This is a genomic window from Lelliottia sp. (assembly GCF_045627565.1).
GTDB lineage: Bacteria > Pseudomonadota > Gammaproteobacteria > Enterobacterales > Enterobacteriaceae > Enterobacter.
The window spans coordinates 66,637-82,287 of sequence record NZ_JAZQNX010000023.1 but is presented as its reverse complement, the minus strand read 5'-3'; the positions used below and the strand labels follow the sequence as shown (position 1 = coordinate 82,287).

General features: G+C 53.3%; 17 protein-coding genes. 14 read left to right on the top strand and 3 right to left on the bottom strand.

What is annotated here, in order from left to right:
* Positions 1 to 4: 4 nt before the first annotated feature.
* The 4 genes from ACKI5T_RS12660 to ACKI5T_RS12645 all read left to right on the top strand — a co-directional run bounded on the left by ACKI5T_RS12660 (position 5) and on the right by ACKI5T_RS12645 (position 2,051).
* Positions 5 to 892, top strand: coding sequence for a transporter substrate-binding domain-containing protein (locus ACKI5T_RS12660; RefSeq protein WP_407437866.1), 888 nt, complete (start codon positions 5 to 7; stop codon positions 890 to 892).
* A gap of 116 nt (positions 893 to 1,008) precedes the next feature.
* Positions 1,009 to 1,239, top strand: coding sequence for a tautomerase PptA (gene pptA, locus ACKI5T_RS12655; protein WP_012017474.1), 231 nt, complete (start codon positions 1,009 to 1,011; stop codon positions 1,237 to 1,239).
* Positions 1,240 to 1,452: 213 nt separating this feature from the next.
* Entirely contained in the window at positions 1,453 to 1,686 is a 234-nt protein-coding gene (locus tag ACKI5T_RS12650; RefSeq protein ID WP_059179139.1) for a type II toxin-antitoxin system Phd/YefM family antitoxin, read from the top strand.
* Between the two features lie 29 nt (positions 1,687 to 1,715).
* Positions 1,716 to 2,051 (top strand): type II toxin-antitoxin system RelE/ParE family toxin, encoded by a 336-nt coding sequence (locus ACKI5T_RS12645; protein WP_407437864.1) that lies wholly within the window; start codon positions 1,716 to 1,718, stop codon positions 2,049 to 2,051.
* A 30-nt stretch (positions 2,052 to 2,081) separates the two neighbouring features.
* On the opposite strand, the gene ACKI5T_RS12640 is transcribed toward ACKI5T_RS12645, so the two are convergent.
* Positions 2,082 to 2,381: an ArsR/SmtB family transcription factor gene (locus tag ACKI5T_RS12640; RefSeq protein ID WP_407437862.1), complete on the bottom strand. Its 300-nt coding sequence runs from the start codon at positions 2,379 to 2,381 to the stop codon at positions 2,082 to 2,084.
* Between the two features lie 161 nt (positions 2,382 to 2,542).
* On the opposite strand from ACKI5T_RS12640, the gene fusA reads away from it, so the two are divergent.
* Positions 2,543 to 4,645: an elongation factor G gene (gene fusA / locus ACKI5T_RS12635; protein WP_407437861.1), complete on the top strand. Its 2,103-nt coding sequence runs from the start codon at positions 2,543 to 2,545 to the stop codon at positions 4,643 to 4,645.
* A 113-nt stretch (positions 4,646 to 4,758) separates the two neighbouring features.
* Here fusA and ACKI5T_RS12630 read toward each other — a convergent pair whose 3' ends face one another.
* Positions 4,759 to 5,235: a WbuC family cupin fold metalloprotein gene (locus ACKI5T_RS12630; RefSeq protein ID WP_407437859.1), complete on the bottom strand. Its 477-nt coding sequence runs from the start codon at positions 5,233 to 5,235 to the stop codon at positions 4,759 to 4,761.
* A 558-nt stretch (positions 5,236 to 5,793) separates the two neighbouring features.
* On the opposite strand from ACKI5T_RS12630, the gene arnB reads away from it, so the two are divergent.
* From arnB to arnF, 7 genes are read left to right on the top strand one after another with little or no spacing between them, the layout of a single operon-like run.
* Positions 5,794 to 6,933: a UDP-4-amino-4-deoxy-L-arabinose aminotransferase gene (gene arnB / locus ACKI5T_RS12625; RefSeq protein ID WP_407437857.1), complete on the top strand. Its 1,140-nt coding sequence runs from the start codon at positions 5,794 to 5,796 to the stop codon at positions 6,931 to 6,933.
* Between the two features lies 1 nt (position 6,934).
* Positions 6,935 to 7,918 (top strand): undecaprenyl-phosphate 4-deoxy-4-formamido-L-arabinose transferase, encoded by a 984-nt coding sequence (gene arnC, locus ACKI5T_RS12620; RefSeq protein ID WP_012017469.1) that lies wholly within the window; start codon positions 6,935 to 6,937, stop codon positions 7,916 to 7,918.
* Complete coding sequence (gene arnA, locus ACKI5T_RS12615; RefSeq protein ID WP_407437855.1) at positions 7,915 to 9,897, top strand: bifunctional UDP-4-amino-4-deoxy-L-arabinose formyltransferase/UDP-glucuronic acid oxidase ArnA; 1,983 nt, start codon at positions 7,915 to 7,917, stop codon at positions 9,895 to 9,897. The genes arnC and arnA overlap by 4 nt, the downstream gene beginning before the upstream one ends.
* Positions 9,894 to 10,790, top strand: coding sequence for a 4-deoxy-4-formamido-L-arabinose-phosphoundecaprenol deformylase (arnD, locus tag ACKI5T_RS12610; protein ID WP_407437854.1), 897 nt, complete (start codon positions 9,894 to 9,896; stop codon positions 10,788 to 10,790). The genes arnA and arnD overlap by 4 nt, the downstream gene beginning before the upstream one ends.
* A gap of 49 nt (positions 10,791 to 10,839) precedes the next feature.
* The gene (gene arnT / locus ACKI5T_RS12605; RefSeq protein WP_407437852.1) at positions 10,840 to 12,501 is read left to right on the top strand and encodes a lipid IV(A) 4-amino-4-deoxy-L-arabinosyltransferase; all 1,662 of its coding nucleotides are present in this window, start codon (positions 10,840 to 10,842) and stop codon (positions 12,499 to 12,501) included.
* On the top strand, positions 12,498 to 12,821 hold the full coding sequence (gene arnE / locus ACKI5T_RS12600) for a 4-amino-4-deoxy-L-arabinose-phosphoundecaprenol flippase subunit ArnE (protein WP_407437851.1): 324 nt from the start codon (positions 12,498 to 12,500) through the stop codon (positions 12,819 to 12,821). Before arnT ends, arnE begins: the two co-directional genes overlap by 4 nt.
* Complete coding sequence (gene arnF / locus ACKI5T_RS12595) at positions 12,818 to 13,201, top strand: 4-amino-4-deoxy-L-arabinose-phosphoundecaprenol flippase subunit ArnF (RefSeq protein ID WP_407437849.1); 384 nt, start codon at positions 12,818 to 12,820, stop codon at positions 13,199 to 13,201. The genes arnE and arnF overlap by 4 nt, the downstream gene beginning before the upstream one ends.
* 83 nt (positions 13,202 to 13,284) lie before the next feature.
* Here the strand turns inward: arnF and ACKI5T_RS12590 are convergent, their stop codons facing one another.
* The gene (locus tag ACKI5T_RS12590) at positions 13,285 to 13,857 is read right to left on the bottom strand and encodes a flavin reductase family protein (RefSeq protein WP_407437847.1); all 573 of its coding nucleotides are present in this window, start codon (positions 13,855 to 13,857) and stop codon (positions 13,285 to 13,287) included.
* Between the two features lie 135 nt (positions 13,858 to 13,992).
* Here ACKI5T_RS12590 and ACKI5T_RS12585 point away from each other — a divergent pair, with 135 nt between their 5' ends.
* Together ACKI5T_RS12585 and ACKI5T_RS12580 are read left to right on the top strand one after the other, a co-directional pair.
* Positions 13,993 to 14,685, top strand: coding sequence for an ABC transporter ATP-binding protein (locus ACKI5T_RS12585; RefSeq protein ID WP_407437845.1), 693 nt, complete (start codon positions 13,993 to 13,995; stop codon positions 14,683 to 14,685).
* The gene (locus tag ACKI5T_RS12580; protein ID WP_407437844.1) at positions 14,682 to 15,650 is read left to right on the top strand and encodes an ABC transporter substrate-binding protein; all 969 of its coding nucleotides are present in this window, start codon (positions 14,682 to 14,684) and stop codon (positions 15,648 to 15,650) included. Before ACKI5T_RS12585 ends, ACKI5T_RS12580 begins: the two co-directional genes overlap by 4 nt.
* Position 15,651: the final 1 nt, after the last annotated feature.

Below are 15,651 nucleotides of genomic sequence, written 5' to 3'. Positions count from 1 at the left end.
GAGTATGAAATATGGATTTCTGGTGTTTTTCGGCGTCGTTTCGGTAAGCCATGCGAGCATTGATTTACAGGCGAATGAACAGCCGTTGCCCGTCACCGTCGATCAACAGGCAGTATCAAAGATCCCCCACAACTACAAATTTGTGGAGCCTGGCACGCTGACGGTGGCGATTTCAGCCCTTAACTCGCCGCCGCTGGCGCTGCTGGCCAGCGACAACCGAACCCGCATCGGCAGCGATCCGGAGATTGCGCGCCTGCTGGCGGGCAGCCTGGGCTTAAAGCTCAAACTCGTACCCACCGCGTGGGAAGACTGGCCGCTCGGGATCAGCGCCGGGCGGTACGATGTGGCGCTGGTGAATATTGCGGTGACCGAACAGCGCAAGCAGAAGTTTGATTTTGCAACGTATCGCGTTGATTCTCTCGCGTTTTCCGTTAAATCGACCAGTGACGTGACCTCAATTCAAAGCGCCGTCGACCTGGCCGGTAAAAAAGTGATTGTCGGTTCCGGCACGAATCAGGAACGTATTCTGCTGGGCTGGAACGAAGAGAACCAAAAAGCGGGGCGAGCACCTGCGCTTCCGGTCTATCTGACCGATGATGCGTCGGGCAATTTGTACATTCAGTCTGGTAGGGCGGATGTGTTTTTTGGGCCGCAGTCGGTATCGGCGTATAAAGAGGCGCTCACGGGTAAAACGCGTGTAGTGGGGTTGGGTCCGAAAAAAGCCTTTGTCGCGACGACCACCAAAAAAGGAAACGAGCTGGTGTATGCCTTGCAGGCCGCGCTCAATGGCGCAATCCAGCGCGGAGAATACCAGAAAGTATTGGCGCGCTGGGGGGAACAAGGCGAGGCGGTGGAACAATCGGAGGTCAATCCCCCCGGCATCACTTACTAACGCTGTGCTTAATGTCGGTGCGTTGAGGTTCTGACGCTTTTCTAAACTGCACAAGGTGTTAAAGGCTGATGAAATAATCTGATAACCTGGAATACTACTCATAAAGGAGCCTGAAAATGCCACATGTTGATATCAAATGTTTCCCTCGTGATCTGAATGACGAACAAAAAACGGCGCTGGCGGCAGATATCGCCGAGGTGATTATTCGCCATTTCAACAGCAAAGACAGCTCAGTATCCGTTGCGTTGAATCAGGTTCAGCAGGAAGACTGGAAAGCGCAGGTCTGGGATACGGAGATCGGCCCGAAGCTGGATGAGCTGATTAAAAAGCCGGGTTATTCGATGTAATGCTTATGCCCTGAAGCCGCCGCCCGGCGGCTTTGTTAATTTGCGAGGCGACTTCCAGCGATTCTCGCTTCCTCTTATTGTTATCACGTGACTTTCTCATCAAACCACCACGTTGGTGAGGGAATACCTTCCGATTTTTCAGAGCATCATTTCATTGAGAGTAGTCTAAATATGGTCTATATTAAAACTTATGAACGCAACAAAGTTGATCTTATGAAAGTTGAAACCATTAGCTTCGTGAAGAAGAATGCCGCGACATTGGAACTCTCAGAACCCATTTTGGTCACGCAAAATGGCGTCCCTGCGTATGTGATTGAATCCTACGAACAGCATCAGGAACGGCAAAACGCTATCGCATTGTTGAAACTGCTCACGCTCTCAGAAAAAGACAAAGCAGCAGGAAACGTCTTTTCTAAAGATCAGTTACTGGATGGGCTGATTGACTGAACATCGTGTCTAACAGACAGGGAAAGGTTATGAACGGTAGCGATTTGGTTTTTGAATATACACTCACGGCAAAATATTGCATGGAGGATATCTTCGCTTTTTTGCGACGGATTGATGTCCAACCACGGCCTGTTATGGCCGAGATTCTGGAACAATTCGAGAAAACGGTAAGACAATTCCCGCAAGGGGCTCACATTTGTCCAGAATTGTTGAAGCTCGGATGCGCGAAATACCGTGAATTTAACAGTCAGAGCGGGTATCGCGTTCTGTATTCCGTTAAAGGGATAACAATCACGGCACACGCTATCTTGTCGCAGCGACAGGATATCCAGCATTTACTCTTCAGGCGTTTGGTTCAGGCCTGATAGAGACCTGCCCCTGCAATCCTTACTCTTTCACATCACCTGCAACAATGTGTTCAGCAGCCCAGGAAAACGGGCGTCCAAATCTTCTTTGCGCAATGAAATCATATTCTCGCGTCCCTGTGGACGTTGCCAGATCACGCCGCTGTCGCGCAATACACGCCAGTGATGCGTCATGGTGGATTTCGCGACTTCCTGCGGACGTAAGGCATTGCAGCTTAACTCACTGCCATCGGCGATCAGGGGCAGAATCGCCAGTCTTAACGGGTTTCCAAGGGCAAACAGCACGTTTTCCAGCAGTATTTGTTCAGGCTCGGGGTGATTCGGGATCATAGTGCTCCTGGGCGTAATAATCAGGTTGAGCTATACCAATGATAGCCTCTCCCTTAAAAAATAGTTCGTATATACTCGTACAATAGGACTATTATAGCAAACGAACACGAAGGCGACCATCCCGGTCGTCAATCTCAAGTCAAACTGACTAAGGACGCATCATGCCCCGACCCATCCCCCTCGAACGTTATCGCAACATCGGTATCTCCGCGCATATCGATGCCGGTAAAACGACGACCACCGAGCGCATCCTGTTCTACACCGGAATGAGCCACAAATTGGGTGAAGTCCACGATGGCGCGGCAACGACTGACTGGATGGCGCAGGAGCAAGAGCGCGGAATTACGATTACCTCCGCCGCCGTGAGCTGCTTCTGGCCTGGCATGGACAGAGGTTATGAGCCGCACCGGATCAATATCATCGACACCCCTGGTCACGTCGATTTCACCATCGAGGTCGAACGATCCATGCGCGTCCTGGATGGCGCGGTCATGGTCTATGACTCAGTGGGTGGCGTACAGCCGCAGTCGGAAACGGTCTGGCGGCAGGCGAATAAATATCACGTGCCGCGCCTGGCCTTCGTCAACAAAATGGACCGTCAGGGCGCGGATTTCTTCCGCGTGGTACAGATGATGCGTGACCGTCTGAAGGCCAATCCCGTGCCGATTGTGATTCCAATTGGCGCAGAAGAACATTTCACCGGCGTGGTGGATCTCATCAAAATGCGCGCCATTTTGTGGGATGACGCGACCCAGGGGATGACGTTCAGCTATGCGCCCGTCCCGGATGAACTGTTGGCGACGGCTCAGGAGTGGCGAGAAAAAATGGTCTCTGCGGCAGCAGAAGCCAGCGACGCGTTGATGGACAAATATCTGGAAAGCGGCGATCTCGATGAAGCCGAAATCATCAGCGGGCTGCGCATCCGTACCATTGCCGGGGAAATCCAGCCCATGTTGTGCGGCAGCGCGTTTAAGAATAAAGGCGTGCAGCGCATGCTCGACGCGGTGATTGAGCTGATGCCGTCGCCGCTCGACATTCCGGCTATTGATGGCGTGGATGAAAAAGGCGAACACGCGGAACGGCATCCAAGTGACGACGAACCGTTCTCGGCGCTGGCGTTCAAGTTAATGACTGACCCCTACGTCGGCCAGTTGACCTTTATCCGCGTCTATTCCGGTGTGCTGAAAAAAGGTGACGCGGTGTACAACCCGGTGAAAGGGAAGAAAGAGCGTATCGGCCGCATTGTGCAGATGCACGCCAACGACCGTCATGAAGTGGATGAACTGCGTGCGGGCGATATTGCCGCTTGCGTGGGGCTGAAAGACGTCACGACGGGCGATACCCTGAGCGATCTCACCGCGGTGATTACGCTTGAACGAATGGAATTTCCGGAGCCGGTGATTTCACTCGCGATTGAGCCGAAAACCAAAGCGGATCAGGAAAAAATGGGCATCGCGTTGCAGCGCCTGGCGGCGGAAGATCCGTCGTTCCGGTTGCATACAGACGAGGAGTCCGGGCAGACGATTATTTCCGGCATGGGTGAGTTGCATCTGGAAATTATCGTTGACCGTATGAAACGCGAGTTTGGCGTAGAGGCGAATATCGGCCGTCCACAGGTGACCTATCGCGAAACACTGCGTAAAGCGGTGAGCGATATTGAAGGTAAATTTGTGCGTCAGTCCGGCGGTAAAGGGCAGTACGGTCATGTGGTGCTGAGCCTTGAACCGCTGGAACCCGGCAGTGGTTTTGTCTTTGCAGATGCCACGAAAGGTGGCGTGGTGCCGCGCGAGTATATTCCTTCAGTGGAAAAAGGCCTGCGCGAGGCCATTAACAGCGGGGTGCTGGCGGGTTATCCGGTGGTCGATGTCAAAGCGACGCTGACGTTCGGTTCCTATCATGAGGTGGACTCCTCAGAAATGGCCTTCCGCATGGCAGCCATCTTTGGCTTTAAAGAGGGCGCACGCCGAGCGGATCCGGCGATTCTTGAACCGGTGATGCATGTGGAAGTTGAAACGCCGGAAGAGTACGCCGGAAACATCATGGGCGATCTCTCTTCTCGTCGCGGAATGGTGCAGGGCATGGATGAACGTTTTGGCAGCCAGATTATTCGTGCCGACGTTCCGCTGGCAGAGATGTTCGGCTACGCCACGACATTACGTTCGATGTCGCAAGGCCGTGCGACCTATAGCATGGAGTTCCACCATTACGCCGAAGCGCCACGCAACGTGGCAGACGATATTATCGCCAGCCGCGCAAAAAGTTAGCGCGGTTAATCTGACCTAAATTAAACCCCACTTCGGTGGGGTTTTTCGTTTCTCACATCGCCACCTCCAGTTGCCGTTGGGGGCGGTGCGTAGCAAGGCACGCAAAGTCTACATTACAGGGTAAAACCGCCATCGCCCACCTGCGCCTGACGATACCATGTCATCAGTTCAGCCGTTCCTGACTCGCCTTCAGCAGGCGCCCAGGCTGCAGAATCTTGCTCTGCTACAGGCTGATATCCCCCGTGTTTCACCTCAAAAATTACGCCGCCTTTATCCATCGACAACACGGCATGCCAGGTGCCAGCATCCATCTCCAGCACCTTGCAATCCTCACCTAACACAACACGATGGGTCACGTTACCCTTGTCATCAAAATTCAGTACCAGAAAGCGTCCGCTCAGGGGGGTCAGCAGTTCAAAAGTATGCGGATGGCGGTGAGGGCGAACGTAGGTGCCCGGTTCCATTGCGATAGCCAGGCGCTGCACCGGGTCGCTCAATTCAGGGTGGACGTTTCGATGGGCACGCAAGCGTGGGGAGTTTGCAGCCTGCTCGCTTTGTTGCTGTAAGTCGCTGAACGTGATTTGCTTCATATCTACCTTGTTTGTTTCTGGCGTCGTGCGGCCGTTCTCAAGCGAAATTAACCGCGTAACACATCTCTGTCAGGCTGTGACCTGAACAACTGCGAAAAATCATGGATTAACAATACAAATAAACAGGCTGGAAATAGCCATCGTAAGATTTCGCGGAGTGCTAAAGCGGTAATAAATGCATTATTCATTATTTATTCACTACCAACCTTAATTTAACCTTAAGATGTTTACTTTCTAAAGTTAAATACTACCTAAGTGACAATAATATGACCAAAATGAAAATATTACCTTTTGTCACCATTAGACATAATTGAACGTGAATCTCTCTTTTCTTTCTGTTTTTTTATGCAATGTCATGCCTCTTAATATTTCGCTAAGGTTCACCTGCTAGATTGGCTTTAATTTAACAACTGTTTAGGTTGCTGCGTTATGAATCATTCACGTTGTCGTTTCATTTAATTTTCGTGCTTCATGATAAAAACCTGTGCACATTTTATGAATGGAAAAACATATTGTGGACGAACGTAATACGTTGCTGGCTAATTATGGGATTATTCAATGAATGAATTTCTTCCTTTCTCGCGCCCTGCGATGGGGCAAGAAGAACTCGCTGCGGTGAGTGAGGTTTTGCAGTCCGGTTGGATAACCACGGGGCCAAAAAATCAGGCGCTCGAGCAGGCGTTTTGCGCGTTAACCGGCAATCAGCATTCGATTGCGGTCAGCTCCGCGACGGCAGGTATACATGTCGCGCTGATGGCGCTGGGAATTCAAGCGGGTGATGAGGTGATTACGCCTTCACTCACCTGGGTATCTACGCTGAATATGATTGTGTTACTGGGTGCGGAACCCGTCATGATCGACGTTGACCGCGACACGCTGATGGTGACGCCACAAGCGATTGAAGCCGCTATCACGCCGCGAACAAAGGCAATTGTCCCGGTACATTATGCCGGTGCTCCCGTCGATATTGACGCCATTCGCGCTGTTGCGTACCGCCACGGGATCCCGGTCATTGAAGATGCCGCGCACGCTGCTGGCACATATTATAAAGGCAGTCATGTCGGTCATCGCGGCACGGCCATCTTTTCATTCCACGCCATTAAAAATATGACCTGCGCCGAAGGCGGGTTAATCGTGACGGATGATGAGCAACTGGCCAACCGGATGCGGAGTCTGAAGTTTCACGGGCTGGGCGTTGATGCCTTTGATCGGCAGACGCTCGGGCGTGCACCCCAGGCGGAAGTCATTTCTCCTGGGTATAAATATAACCTCGCCGATATAAATGCCGCGATTGCGTTGGTCCAGTTGAAAAAGCTTGAACAAAATAATGCGCGTCGTAGAGAAATTTCCGAGCGTTATCTCTCAGAATTGACTAATACACCTTTTTTACCGCTGAGCCAGCCGACCTGGGCGCATAAACACGCCTGGCATCTGTTTATTGTTCGGGTGGATGAGGCTACTTGCGGTATTTCCCGCAACGGCCTTATGGATGCATTAAAAGCAAATGGAATAGGTGCGGGCTTGCATTTTAGAGCTGCTCATACCCAGAAATATTACCGTGAGCGCTATCCGGCACTGGTATTACCAAATACGGAATGGAACAGCGATCGTATTTGTTCTATTCCGCTATTCCCAACGATGACTGATGACGATGTTACCCGCGTGATCGCTGCCTTGCGTGACGTTGCAGGATATTAAAATGACCAAAGTAGAAGCCATCCACAAAGTCTCCGTGGTGATCCCGGTTTATAACGAGCAGGAAAGTTTACCTGAGCTTATCCGGCGCACGACTGCCGCATGTGAATTGCTCGGCAAAGATTACGAAATTCTGCTGGTAGATGATGGGAGCAGCGATGAATCTGCCAGCATGCTCAGCGATGCCGCGGAAGAGCCGGGTAGCCATATCGTTGCCGTGTTGCTCAACCGAAATTACGGGCAGCACAACGCCATAATGGCCGGTTTTAGCCACGTCACCGGGGACTTAATTGTCACGCTGGACGCCGATTTACAAAACCCGCCAGAAGAGATCCCTCGTCTGGTGGCGAAAGCCGATGAAGGCTATGACGTTGTCGGTACCGTGCGCCAGAATCGCCAGGATACCTGGTTTCGCAAACGCGCTTCGCGGCTGATTAATCGCCTCATTCAGAGCACCACCGGTAAAGCGATGGGCGACTATGGGTGCATGTTACGCGCGTATCGCCGCCATATTATCGACGCGATGTTACACTGTCACGAACGCAGCACCTTTATACCGATTCTGGCCAACACCTTTGCGCGTAAGGCTATCGAAATCCCTGTGCATCACGCTGAGCGTGAATTTGGGGAATCAAAATACAGCTTTATGCGCCTGATTAACCTCATGTACGACCTGGTGACCTGCCTGACCACCACACCGCTGCGCATGCTCAGCGTCTTCGGCAGCATTATCGCCGTGCTGGGCTTTACGCTGTCGGTTCTGCTGGTTGTTTTACGTATTGCCTTCGGTCCGCAATGGGCGGCGGATGGCGTGTTCATGCTGTTTGCCGTGCTGTTTATGTTTATCGGCGCGCAGTTTGTTGCCATGGGACTGCTGGGTGAATACATCGGCCGCATTTACACCGATGTCCGGGCCCGTCCTCGTTATTTTATTCAGCGCGTCGTTAGCCGCGGCTCTGTTTCAACTTCAAAGGAAAATCAACAATGAAAGCTGTCGTATTCGCTTATCACGATATTGGGTGTGCGGGCATTAACGCACTGGTCGCTGCGGGTTATGACATCACAGCAATTTATACCCATCCTGATGCTCCTTCTGAAAATCATTTCTTTGGGTCAGTGGCGCGCACCGCGGCTGAGCACGGTATTCCCGTTTATGCTCCCAACGATGTAAATCACCCGCTTTGGGTTGACCGTATTAAATCCGCGCAGCCGGATGTGATTTTCTCGTTCTATTATCGCAACTTGCTGTGCGATGAAATTCTTAATAGCGCCACGGCAGGGGCGTTTAACCTGCACGGTTCGCTGCTGCCGCATTACCGTGGTCGCGCACCGCTGAACTGGGTGCTGGTGAAAGGTGAAGCGGAAACAGGTGTAACGTTACACAAAATGGTGAGCCGTGCCGATGCCGGTGCCATTGTGGCGCAACATCGTGTGGCCATTGCGCCGGAAGAAACGGCGTTAACACTGCATCACAAACTGACCCAAGCGTCGTCTGACCTGTTGAAAGATATTCTGCCGGTGATCAAAACCGGGCATTTCCCTGAGGTTGAACAAGATCACAGCCAGGCCAGCATTTTTGGCCGCCGCACTGCACAGGACGGCTGCATTGACTGGCATGCGACGGCGCAGGAGATTAGCAACCTGGTGCGCGCGGTCACTGACCCGTGGCCGGGGGCGTTTGGCTATGTGGGCGGCAGTAAGTTTATTGTCTGGAAAGCACGTGCTCTGGACGGATTACAGGCCGCGAAAGCGGGTACCGTGCTGTCTGTCAGCCCACTGGTGATTGCTACCGGCGGCGGCGCACTGGAAATCATGACCGGGCAAACCGAAAACGGCGTATACATGCAAGGCTCGCAGCTGGCACAAACGCTGGGCCTGGTTGCTGGCGCGATTATCAGCAGTCAGCCGGTTTCCGCCATCAAGCGCCGCACGCGCGTGCTGATTCTTGGCGTGAACGGTTTCATCGGTAACCATCTCACGGAACGTTTACTGCAAGACGACAACTTTGAGGTCTATGGCCTGGATATTGGTTCCGATGCGATAAGCCGTTTCATTGGCAATTCGCGCTTCCACTTTGTGGAAGGGGATATCAGTATTCACTCAGAATGGATTGAATACCACATCAAAAAATGTGACGTCGTTCTGCCACTGGTGGCGATTGCCACGCCAATCGAATACACCCGTAATCCGCTGCGCGTCTTTGAGCTCGATTTCGAAGAAAATCTGAAGATTATTCGTGACTGCGTGAAGTACCAAAAACGCATTATCTTCCCGTCCACGTCAGAAGTGTATGGTATGTGTAGCGACAAGGTGTTCGATGAAGATCACTCGAACCTGATCGTCGGCCCAATCAACAAGCAGCGCTGGATTTACTCGGTTTCTAAGCAGTTACTCGACCGTGTTATCTGGGCTTACGGCGAAAAAGAAGGGCTGCGCTTTACGCTGTTCCGGCCGTTTAACTGGATGGGACCCCGTCTTGATAACCTGAATGCGGCGCGTATCGGCTCTTCACGTGCGATCACCCAGTTGATCCTCAACCTGGTCGAAGGATCACCGATTAAGCTGATTGACGGCGGGCGTCAAAAACGGTGCTTTACTGATATTAGCGATGGCATCGAAGCGCTGTTCCGCATCATTGAGAACAAAAACAGCAACTGCGACGGGCAAATCATCAACATCGGTAACCCGGATAACGAAGCGAGCATCAAAGAGCTGGCTGAAATGCTGCTGGCGAGCTTTGAAAAACATCCGCTACGAAACCATTTCCCTCCGTTTGCCGGTTTCCGCGAAGTGGAGAGCAGCACGTATTATGGCAAGGGTTACCAGGACGTCGAACATCGTAAACCGAGCATCCGTAACGCTCACCGCTTAATCAGCTGGACACCAACGGTTGAGATGGAAAAAACGATCGACGAAACCCTGGACTTCTTCCTCAAAACGGTTGAATTGACGGAACCTCAGGCATGAGAAAAGTTGGTCTGCGTATTGATGTCGATACCTGGCGCGGTACCCAGCAAGGGGTTCCGCATCTTCTTGAGATCTTAAGTTTGCACGGTATCCAGGCCACTTTTTTTTTCAGCGTTGGGCCGGATAACATGGGCCGCCATTTATGGCGGCTGGTGAAACCGCAATTCTTGTGGAAGATGCTGCGATCAAAAGCCGCATCGCTCTACGGCTGGGATATTTTGCTGGCGGGTACGGCCTGGCCGGGCCGCCAGATTGGCGCGGGTAATGCCGACATTATCTCAGCAGCGGCGGACCACCATGAAGTCGGTCTGCACGCGTGGGACCACTTTGCGTGGCAAACCTGGGCAGGGGTTTGGGATAACGCCCATCTCGAGAAACACATTCGTCTCGGGCTGGATTCGTTGAGCCAAATTATTGAACAGCCAGTGACCTGCTCAGCCGTTGCCGGGTGGCGCGCCGACCAGCGTGTCGTAAAAGCGAAAGAGTCTTTCGGTTTTCGCTATAACAGCGACTGTCGGGGAACGACACCGTTTCGACCGGTGTTAGCGGACGGAAGCACCGGGACGGTGCAAATTCCGGTCACGCTCCCCACCTGGGATGAAGTGATTGGCGAGGGCGTCGACCGTGAAAACTACAACCGGTTTATCCTCGATCGCATCAAACAAGACACCGGAACCCCGGTGTACACCATCCACGCTGAAGTGGAAGGCATTGTGATGCGCAAACACTTTAGCGAGTTGCTTGAAATGGCCGCACAAGAAGGTATTACGTTTTGTCCATTAAGCGAGCTGTTGCCTGACGACTTATCGACATTGCCGTTGGGCAAAGTGGTACGCGGAGCGATTCCTGGCCGAGAAGGTTGGTTAGGTTGCCAACAACTTATCGACCCCTAATCTCTGTCATACGTCTGCTTACCATTCGAATTATTTAGGGTATTTAAGGATGAAATCAGCACAGTATTCGCTCGTCCTATTATTGGGTTTTGCTCTGCTTTACCTGCTTCCACTTGAGTTTCGTGCGCTGTGGCAGCCTGATGAAACCCGCTATGCGGAAATCAGCCGTGAGATGTTGTCAGTCGGAAACTGGATCGTTCCGCACTTTTTGGATGTGCGCTATTTTGAAAAACCGGTCGCGGGATACTGGATTAACAACCTGAGCCAGATGATCTTCGGCCATAATAATTTCTCGGTCAGATTCGGTGCGGTATTTTCCACAACCTTAAGCGCGCTGATGGTGGCGTGGCTGGCTTTCCGCCTCTGGCGTGACAAGACCGTGGCGGTGCTGTCCGGGGTGATTTTCCTGACCTGTTTACTGGTTTATGGCGTGGGGACATATGCCGTTCTTGACCCCATGATTACCCTTTGGCTGGTCGCGGCGATGTGTAGTTTTTGGTTAGGCGCCAATGCGCAAACGCGTGCGGGTAAAGCCGGGGGGTACATTCTGCTGGGGCTGGCCTGTGGCATGGGCGTCATGACCAAAGGATTCCTCGCTTTAGCCGTTCCGGTACTGGGCGTCTTGCCGTGGGTGATTGCCCAAAAACGCTGGAAAGAGGTGCTGCTGTTTGGGCCGCTGGCGGTAATCAGCGCCACGTTGATAACGTTGCCATGGGCGCTGGCGATTGCGAAGGCGGAACCGACGTTCTGGCACTATTTCTTCTGGGTTGAGCACATTCAGCGTTTTGCCGAAAATGATGCGCAGCATAAAGCCCCTTTCTGGTATTACATTCCCTTCCTGATTGCGGGCTGTCTGCCGTGGGTCGCGTTATTACCCGGCGCGCTTAAACGCAGCTGGAATGAGCGTCATCTCGAAAGCGGAACGCTGTATCTGTTGGGCTGGGTGGTGATGCCTCTGCTGTTCTTCAGCATCGCAAAAGGTAAGCTTCCGACCTATATTCTGCCGTGTTTCGCACCGCTGGCCATTTTGTTGGCGCGCCATGCAACACAATTAGTGGCGACACCACGCACGCTAAAAGTGAATGGTTGGATTAACACCGTATTTGGCGCAGTGTGTGCGCTTATCGTGCTGCTGGTTCTGGCACCGTGGGGAATCTCGAAACACCCGATTTATGCCAGCCATGAAGTGCTGAAAGTGATTCAGGCGAGCATCGCATTCCTGGTGTGGGCGCTGGTCGGTTACTTGACCACGCGGAATAACGCCCGGCTCTGGCAGTGGGCGGCGTTGTGTCCGCTGGGTATCGCGCTGTTAGTCGGTGGCATGATTCCCGATAAAGTTGTCTACTCCAAGCATCCGCAGGCTTTTGTTGATCGGGTGCGCCCGGAACTGGAGAGCAGCCGTTATATTCTTGCCGACAGCGTCGGGGTGGGCGCAGGTATCGCCTGGGAAATGAAGCGCAGTGATATTACGCTTTATGCAAAACCGGGTGAGCTTGACTACGGCCTGACAACCTTTGCTGATGCGAAAGATAACTTTGTGTCTCGCGACGACTTCGCCAGTTGGCTGGCGTTACATCGTAAAGAGGGCAACGTCTCCCTGGTGAAATTGTTGTCGAAAGATAGCGTCCCGGAAGACAGTGACGTGCCTGCGCCTGATAAGGTATATCAGAAAGGGCGTTATTTACTCTTCTTCTATGAAAAAACACCATGAGTTATATGCTCATTGTGTTTGCCAGCCTACTGAGTTGTGGCGGCCAGCTTTGCCAAAAGCAGGCCGCCCACACGCGAGTGCGACAACGTGTTTGGGGCTGGCTGGCGCTAAGCCTGGTGCTACTGGGCTGCGCCATGCTGCTGTGGCTGTTTGTACTTCAGACCGTGCCGGTTAGTGTGGCGTATCCCATGCTCAGCCTGAACTTTATTTTTATCACGCTCGCGGCGCGTTTCATCTGGCATGAGCCCATCTCGCTTCGCCATGGGGTGGGCGTTTTGCTGATCATCGTGGGGATTATCCTCCTGGGAGGGGCCGCATGATGGGTTACGTTTGGGCATTAATGAGCGTGCTGTTAGTCAGTGGTGCTCAGGTCATGATGAAATGGGCGATGGTGTCACTTCCGCCGGTGGACCAGACCGAGGCATTAATGTCGGCGTTTATGAGCGTGACGCCAGGTGCCGTGGCACTGGTCATCGGCTTGTTCGCCTACGTCTTTTCGATGGGCTGCTGGTATATGGCCTTACGCCGTATTGCCCTGAGTAAGGCTTATCCGCTGCTGAGCTTAAGCTACGTGCTGGTATGGGCTGCCGCTATCGGGCTACCCTGGCTGCATGAGCCGTTCAGCGTCGGTAAACTTGCAGGCGTGAGCGTAATTTTTGTCGGTTTGTTGCTAGTGTGTATGCCCGACAAAAAATCGTAGACGTACAATTCAGGCTCGTCAGGCAGACAATATGCGGTGAAAGGAATCACCGCCACTGTCACAGATTCACCGGTTGCGGCAGCCTATTCCGGGGCTCGCACTGTTTTCCCGCTGACAACAAACGTCCCCGCGCCCAAATGGTGCAGTGTATTCAATTTGTCTTCATCAAACTGCCAGCGACCCGCCACGAACGCACGTTCGTCGGCTGCCGCTGCGACCACTTCGCCAAACAGGGTGTCGTATTTTTCCGCCGCGGACGTCGCGGGGAGCAGACGGCACTCCATCCACGCCAGACATTTCTCTTCAATCACTGGCAGGCCTAATACCGGGCCGTTGATCGCCGGAATGCCGTAGGCGTTGAATTTGTCTTCGTCTCGTCCGCTGACGCTACCAACCGCATACGTCCAGTTGGCTGCCGCTACGCCTGGGATCACGATACCGAATTTCCCGCTGCGCTCGATGAGTTCGCGCGACCACGCGCTTTTGTCCACCACGATGGCGATGCGCGGCGGTTCAAATTCGACGGGCATCGACCAGGCCGCGGCCATTACGTTACGACGATCAATCGCCTCGTCACGGCTGGTGATCAGCACCGTCGGGCCGTGATTCAGCAGGCGACTGGCGTGTTTTAACTCGACGGGACGAAAGTGGCTCATAGAAATTCCTTAAAGAGGTTTTACGGCATTAAACGACTGAATTATGCGTGAAATCAAGTCGCAACATAACCGTCACGCGTTCGTCATGTTGCCTGCCTACAGTGTCGGACATTAAATCCCAAAGAGGATAACAATATGTTCACATCTATCACGCTCAATGGCGTTTCCTACGCTTTTGGTGCGAACACGGTATTAAATCAAATCGATCTGCACATTGACGCAGGCAGCGTGGTTGCGCTGCTCGGGCCGTCAGGCTGCGGTAAAAGTACCCTGCTGCGTCTGCTTGCCGGACTCACGCATCCCGCACAGGGAGAAATCCGCTTTGGCGATCGGCTGGTTGCGAAAGCAGGGTGGTCGCTCCCGCCAGAAGCGCGCGATATCGGCATGGTCTTCCAGGATTACGCTCTGTGGCCGCACATGACGGTCGCGCAAAACGTCGCGTTCCCGCTAAAAATGCGCAACGTCAGACGCCAGGAGTGCGATTCCCGCGTCGCGCAGGCGTTGGCACGCGTTGGACTCTGTGATTTTGCTGACCGTAAACCGGCGGGCTTATCGGGCGGTCAACAACAGCGCGTGGCGCTCGCCCGTGCAATTGTCGCGGAGCCGCGCGTACTGCTGTTCGACGAACCGCTTTCCAATCTCGATAGTGAACTGCGTGAATCTCTGTGTCTGGAGATGGCTACGCTGTTGCGCCAGCTCGGGACGACGGCTGTCTATGTCACCCACGATCGCCGGGAGGCTGAAATCTTGGCCGATCGGATCGTGCATTTATCTGCTGGCAGCGTCGCTGCCGATCGTTTGATTTCATCCTCTGGGGAGTTCGCATGAAAAAGTCATTTTCCGCTCAAAAGGGAGCATTGCTCGCAATGGCGCTATCGACCGTCATGATGTCCAGCGCGCATGCGCTGACGGTTTACACCGCAGGGCCAGGATCGCTGGCAAAAAATCTGGCGACCGGTTTCGAAAAGAAAACGGGCGTGAAAGTGGATATTTTCCAGGCGACCACCGGCAAAGTGATGGCGCGTCTGGAAGCCGAACAGGCCAATCCTCAGGCCGATATTTTGATTTCTGCGTCGTGGGACACGGCTGAAGATCTGCATACTCGCGGATGGCTGTTGCCGTATCAGAGCGCAAATGCCGATAAAGTACCTGCTGAACTGAAGTCTGCCGATTACGTTGCGCAGGGGATCTCTGCGTTGGGGATCGTGTGGAACACCAAAAGCGGTACGCCAGAACCCAAAGAGTGGCAGGATCTGACCACCGATGCGTTCAAAGATAAAGTCACCACGCCGGATCCGGCGCTGTCGGGCGCGTCGCTGGATTTGCTGATCGGTCTGCAAAATGGGATGGGCGACAAAGCCTGGACGCTGTTTGATGAACTGAAGAAGAACGGCATGGTCGTGAGCGGCCCAAACGCACAGGCCGTCACGCCGGTAATGCAGGGCGCAAAAGCCGCAGTGTTTGGCGCGGTCGACTATGTTTCTTATGGCAATATTCATCAGGGTGAGTCGCTGAAAGTGATCTTCCCGGCGAGCGGGACGGTGATTGCCCCGCGCCCAATGATGATACTGAAATCGACGCAGCATGCTGACGACGCCAAAGCGTTTGTCGATTACGTCCTGTCACCGGAAGGGCAGTCAATGGTGGCCGACGCCTGGCTGATGCCTGCGCGCGAAGACGTTCAGGCTAAACGCCCTCTGCTGAATGAGCTGAAAATCCTGCCAGTCAAAAATGATGGCAGCAGCGAGCGCAGCGCAATCCTCAAGCGCTTCAACACGCTTTTCTCCCTGTAAT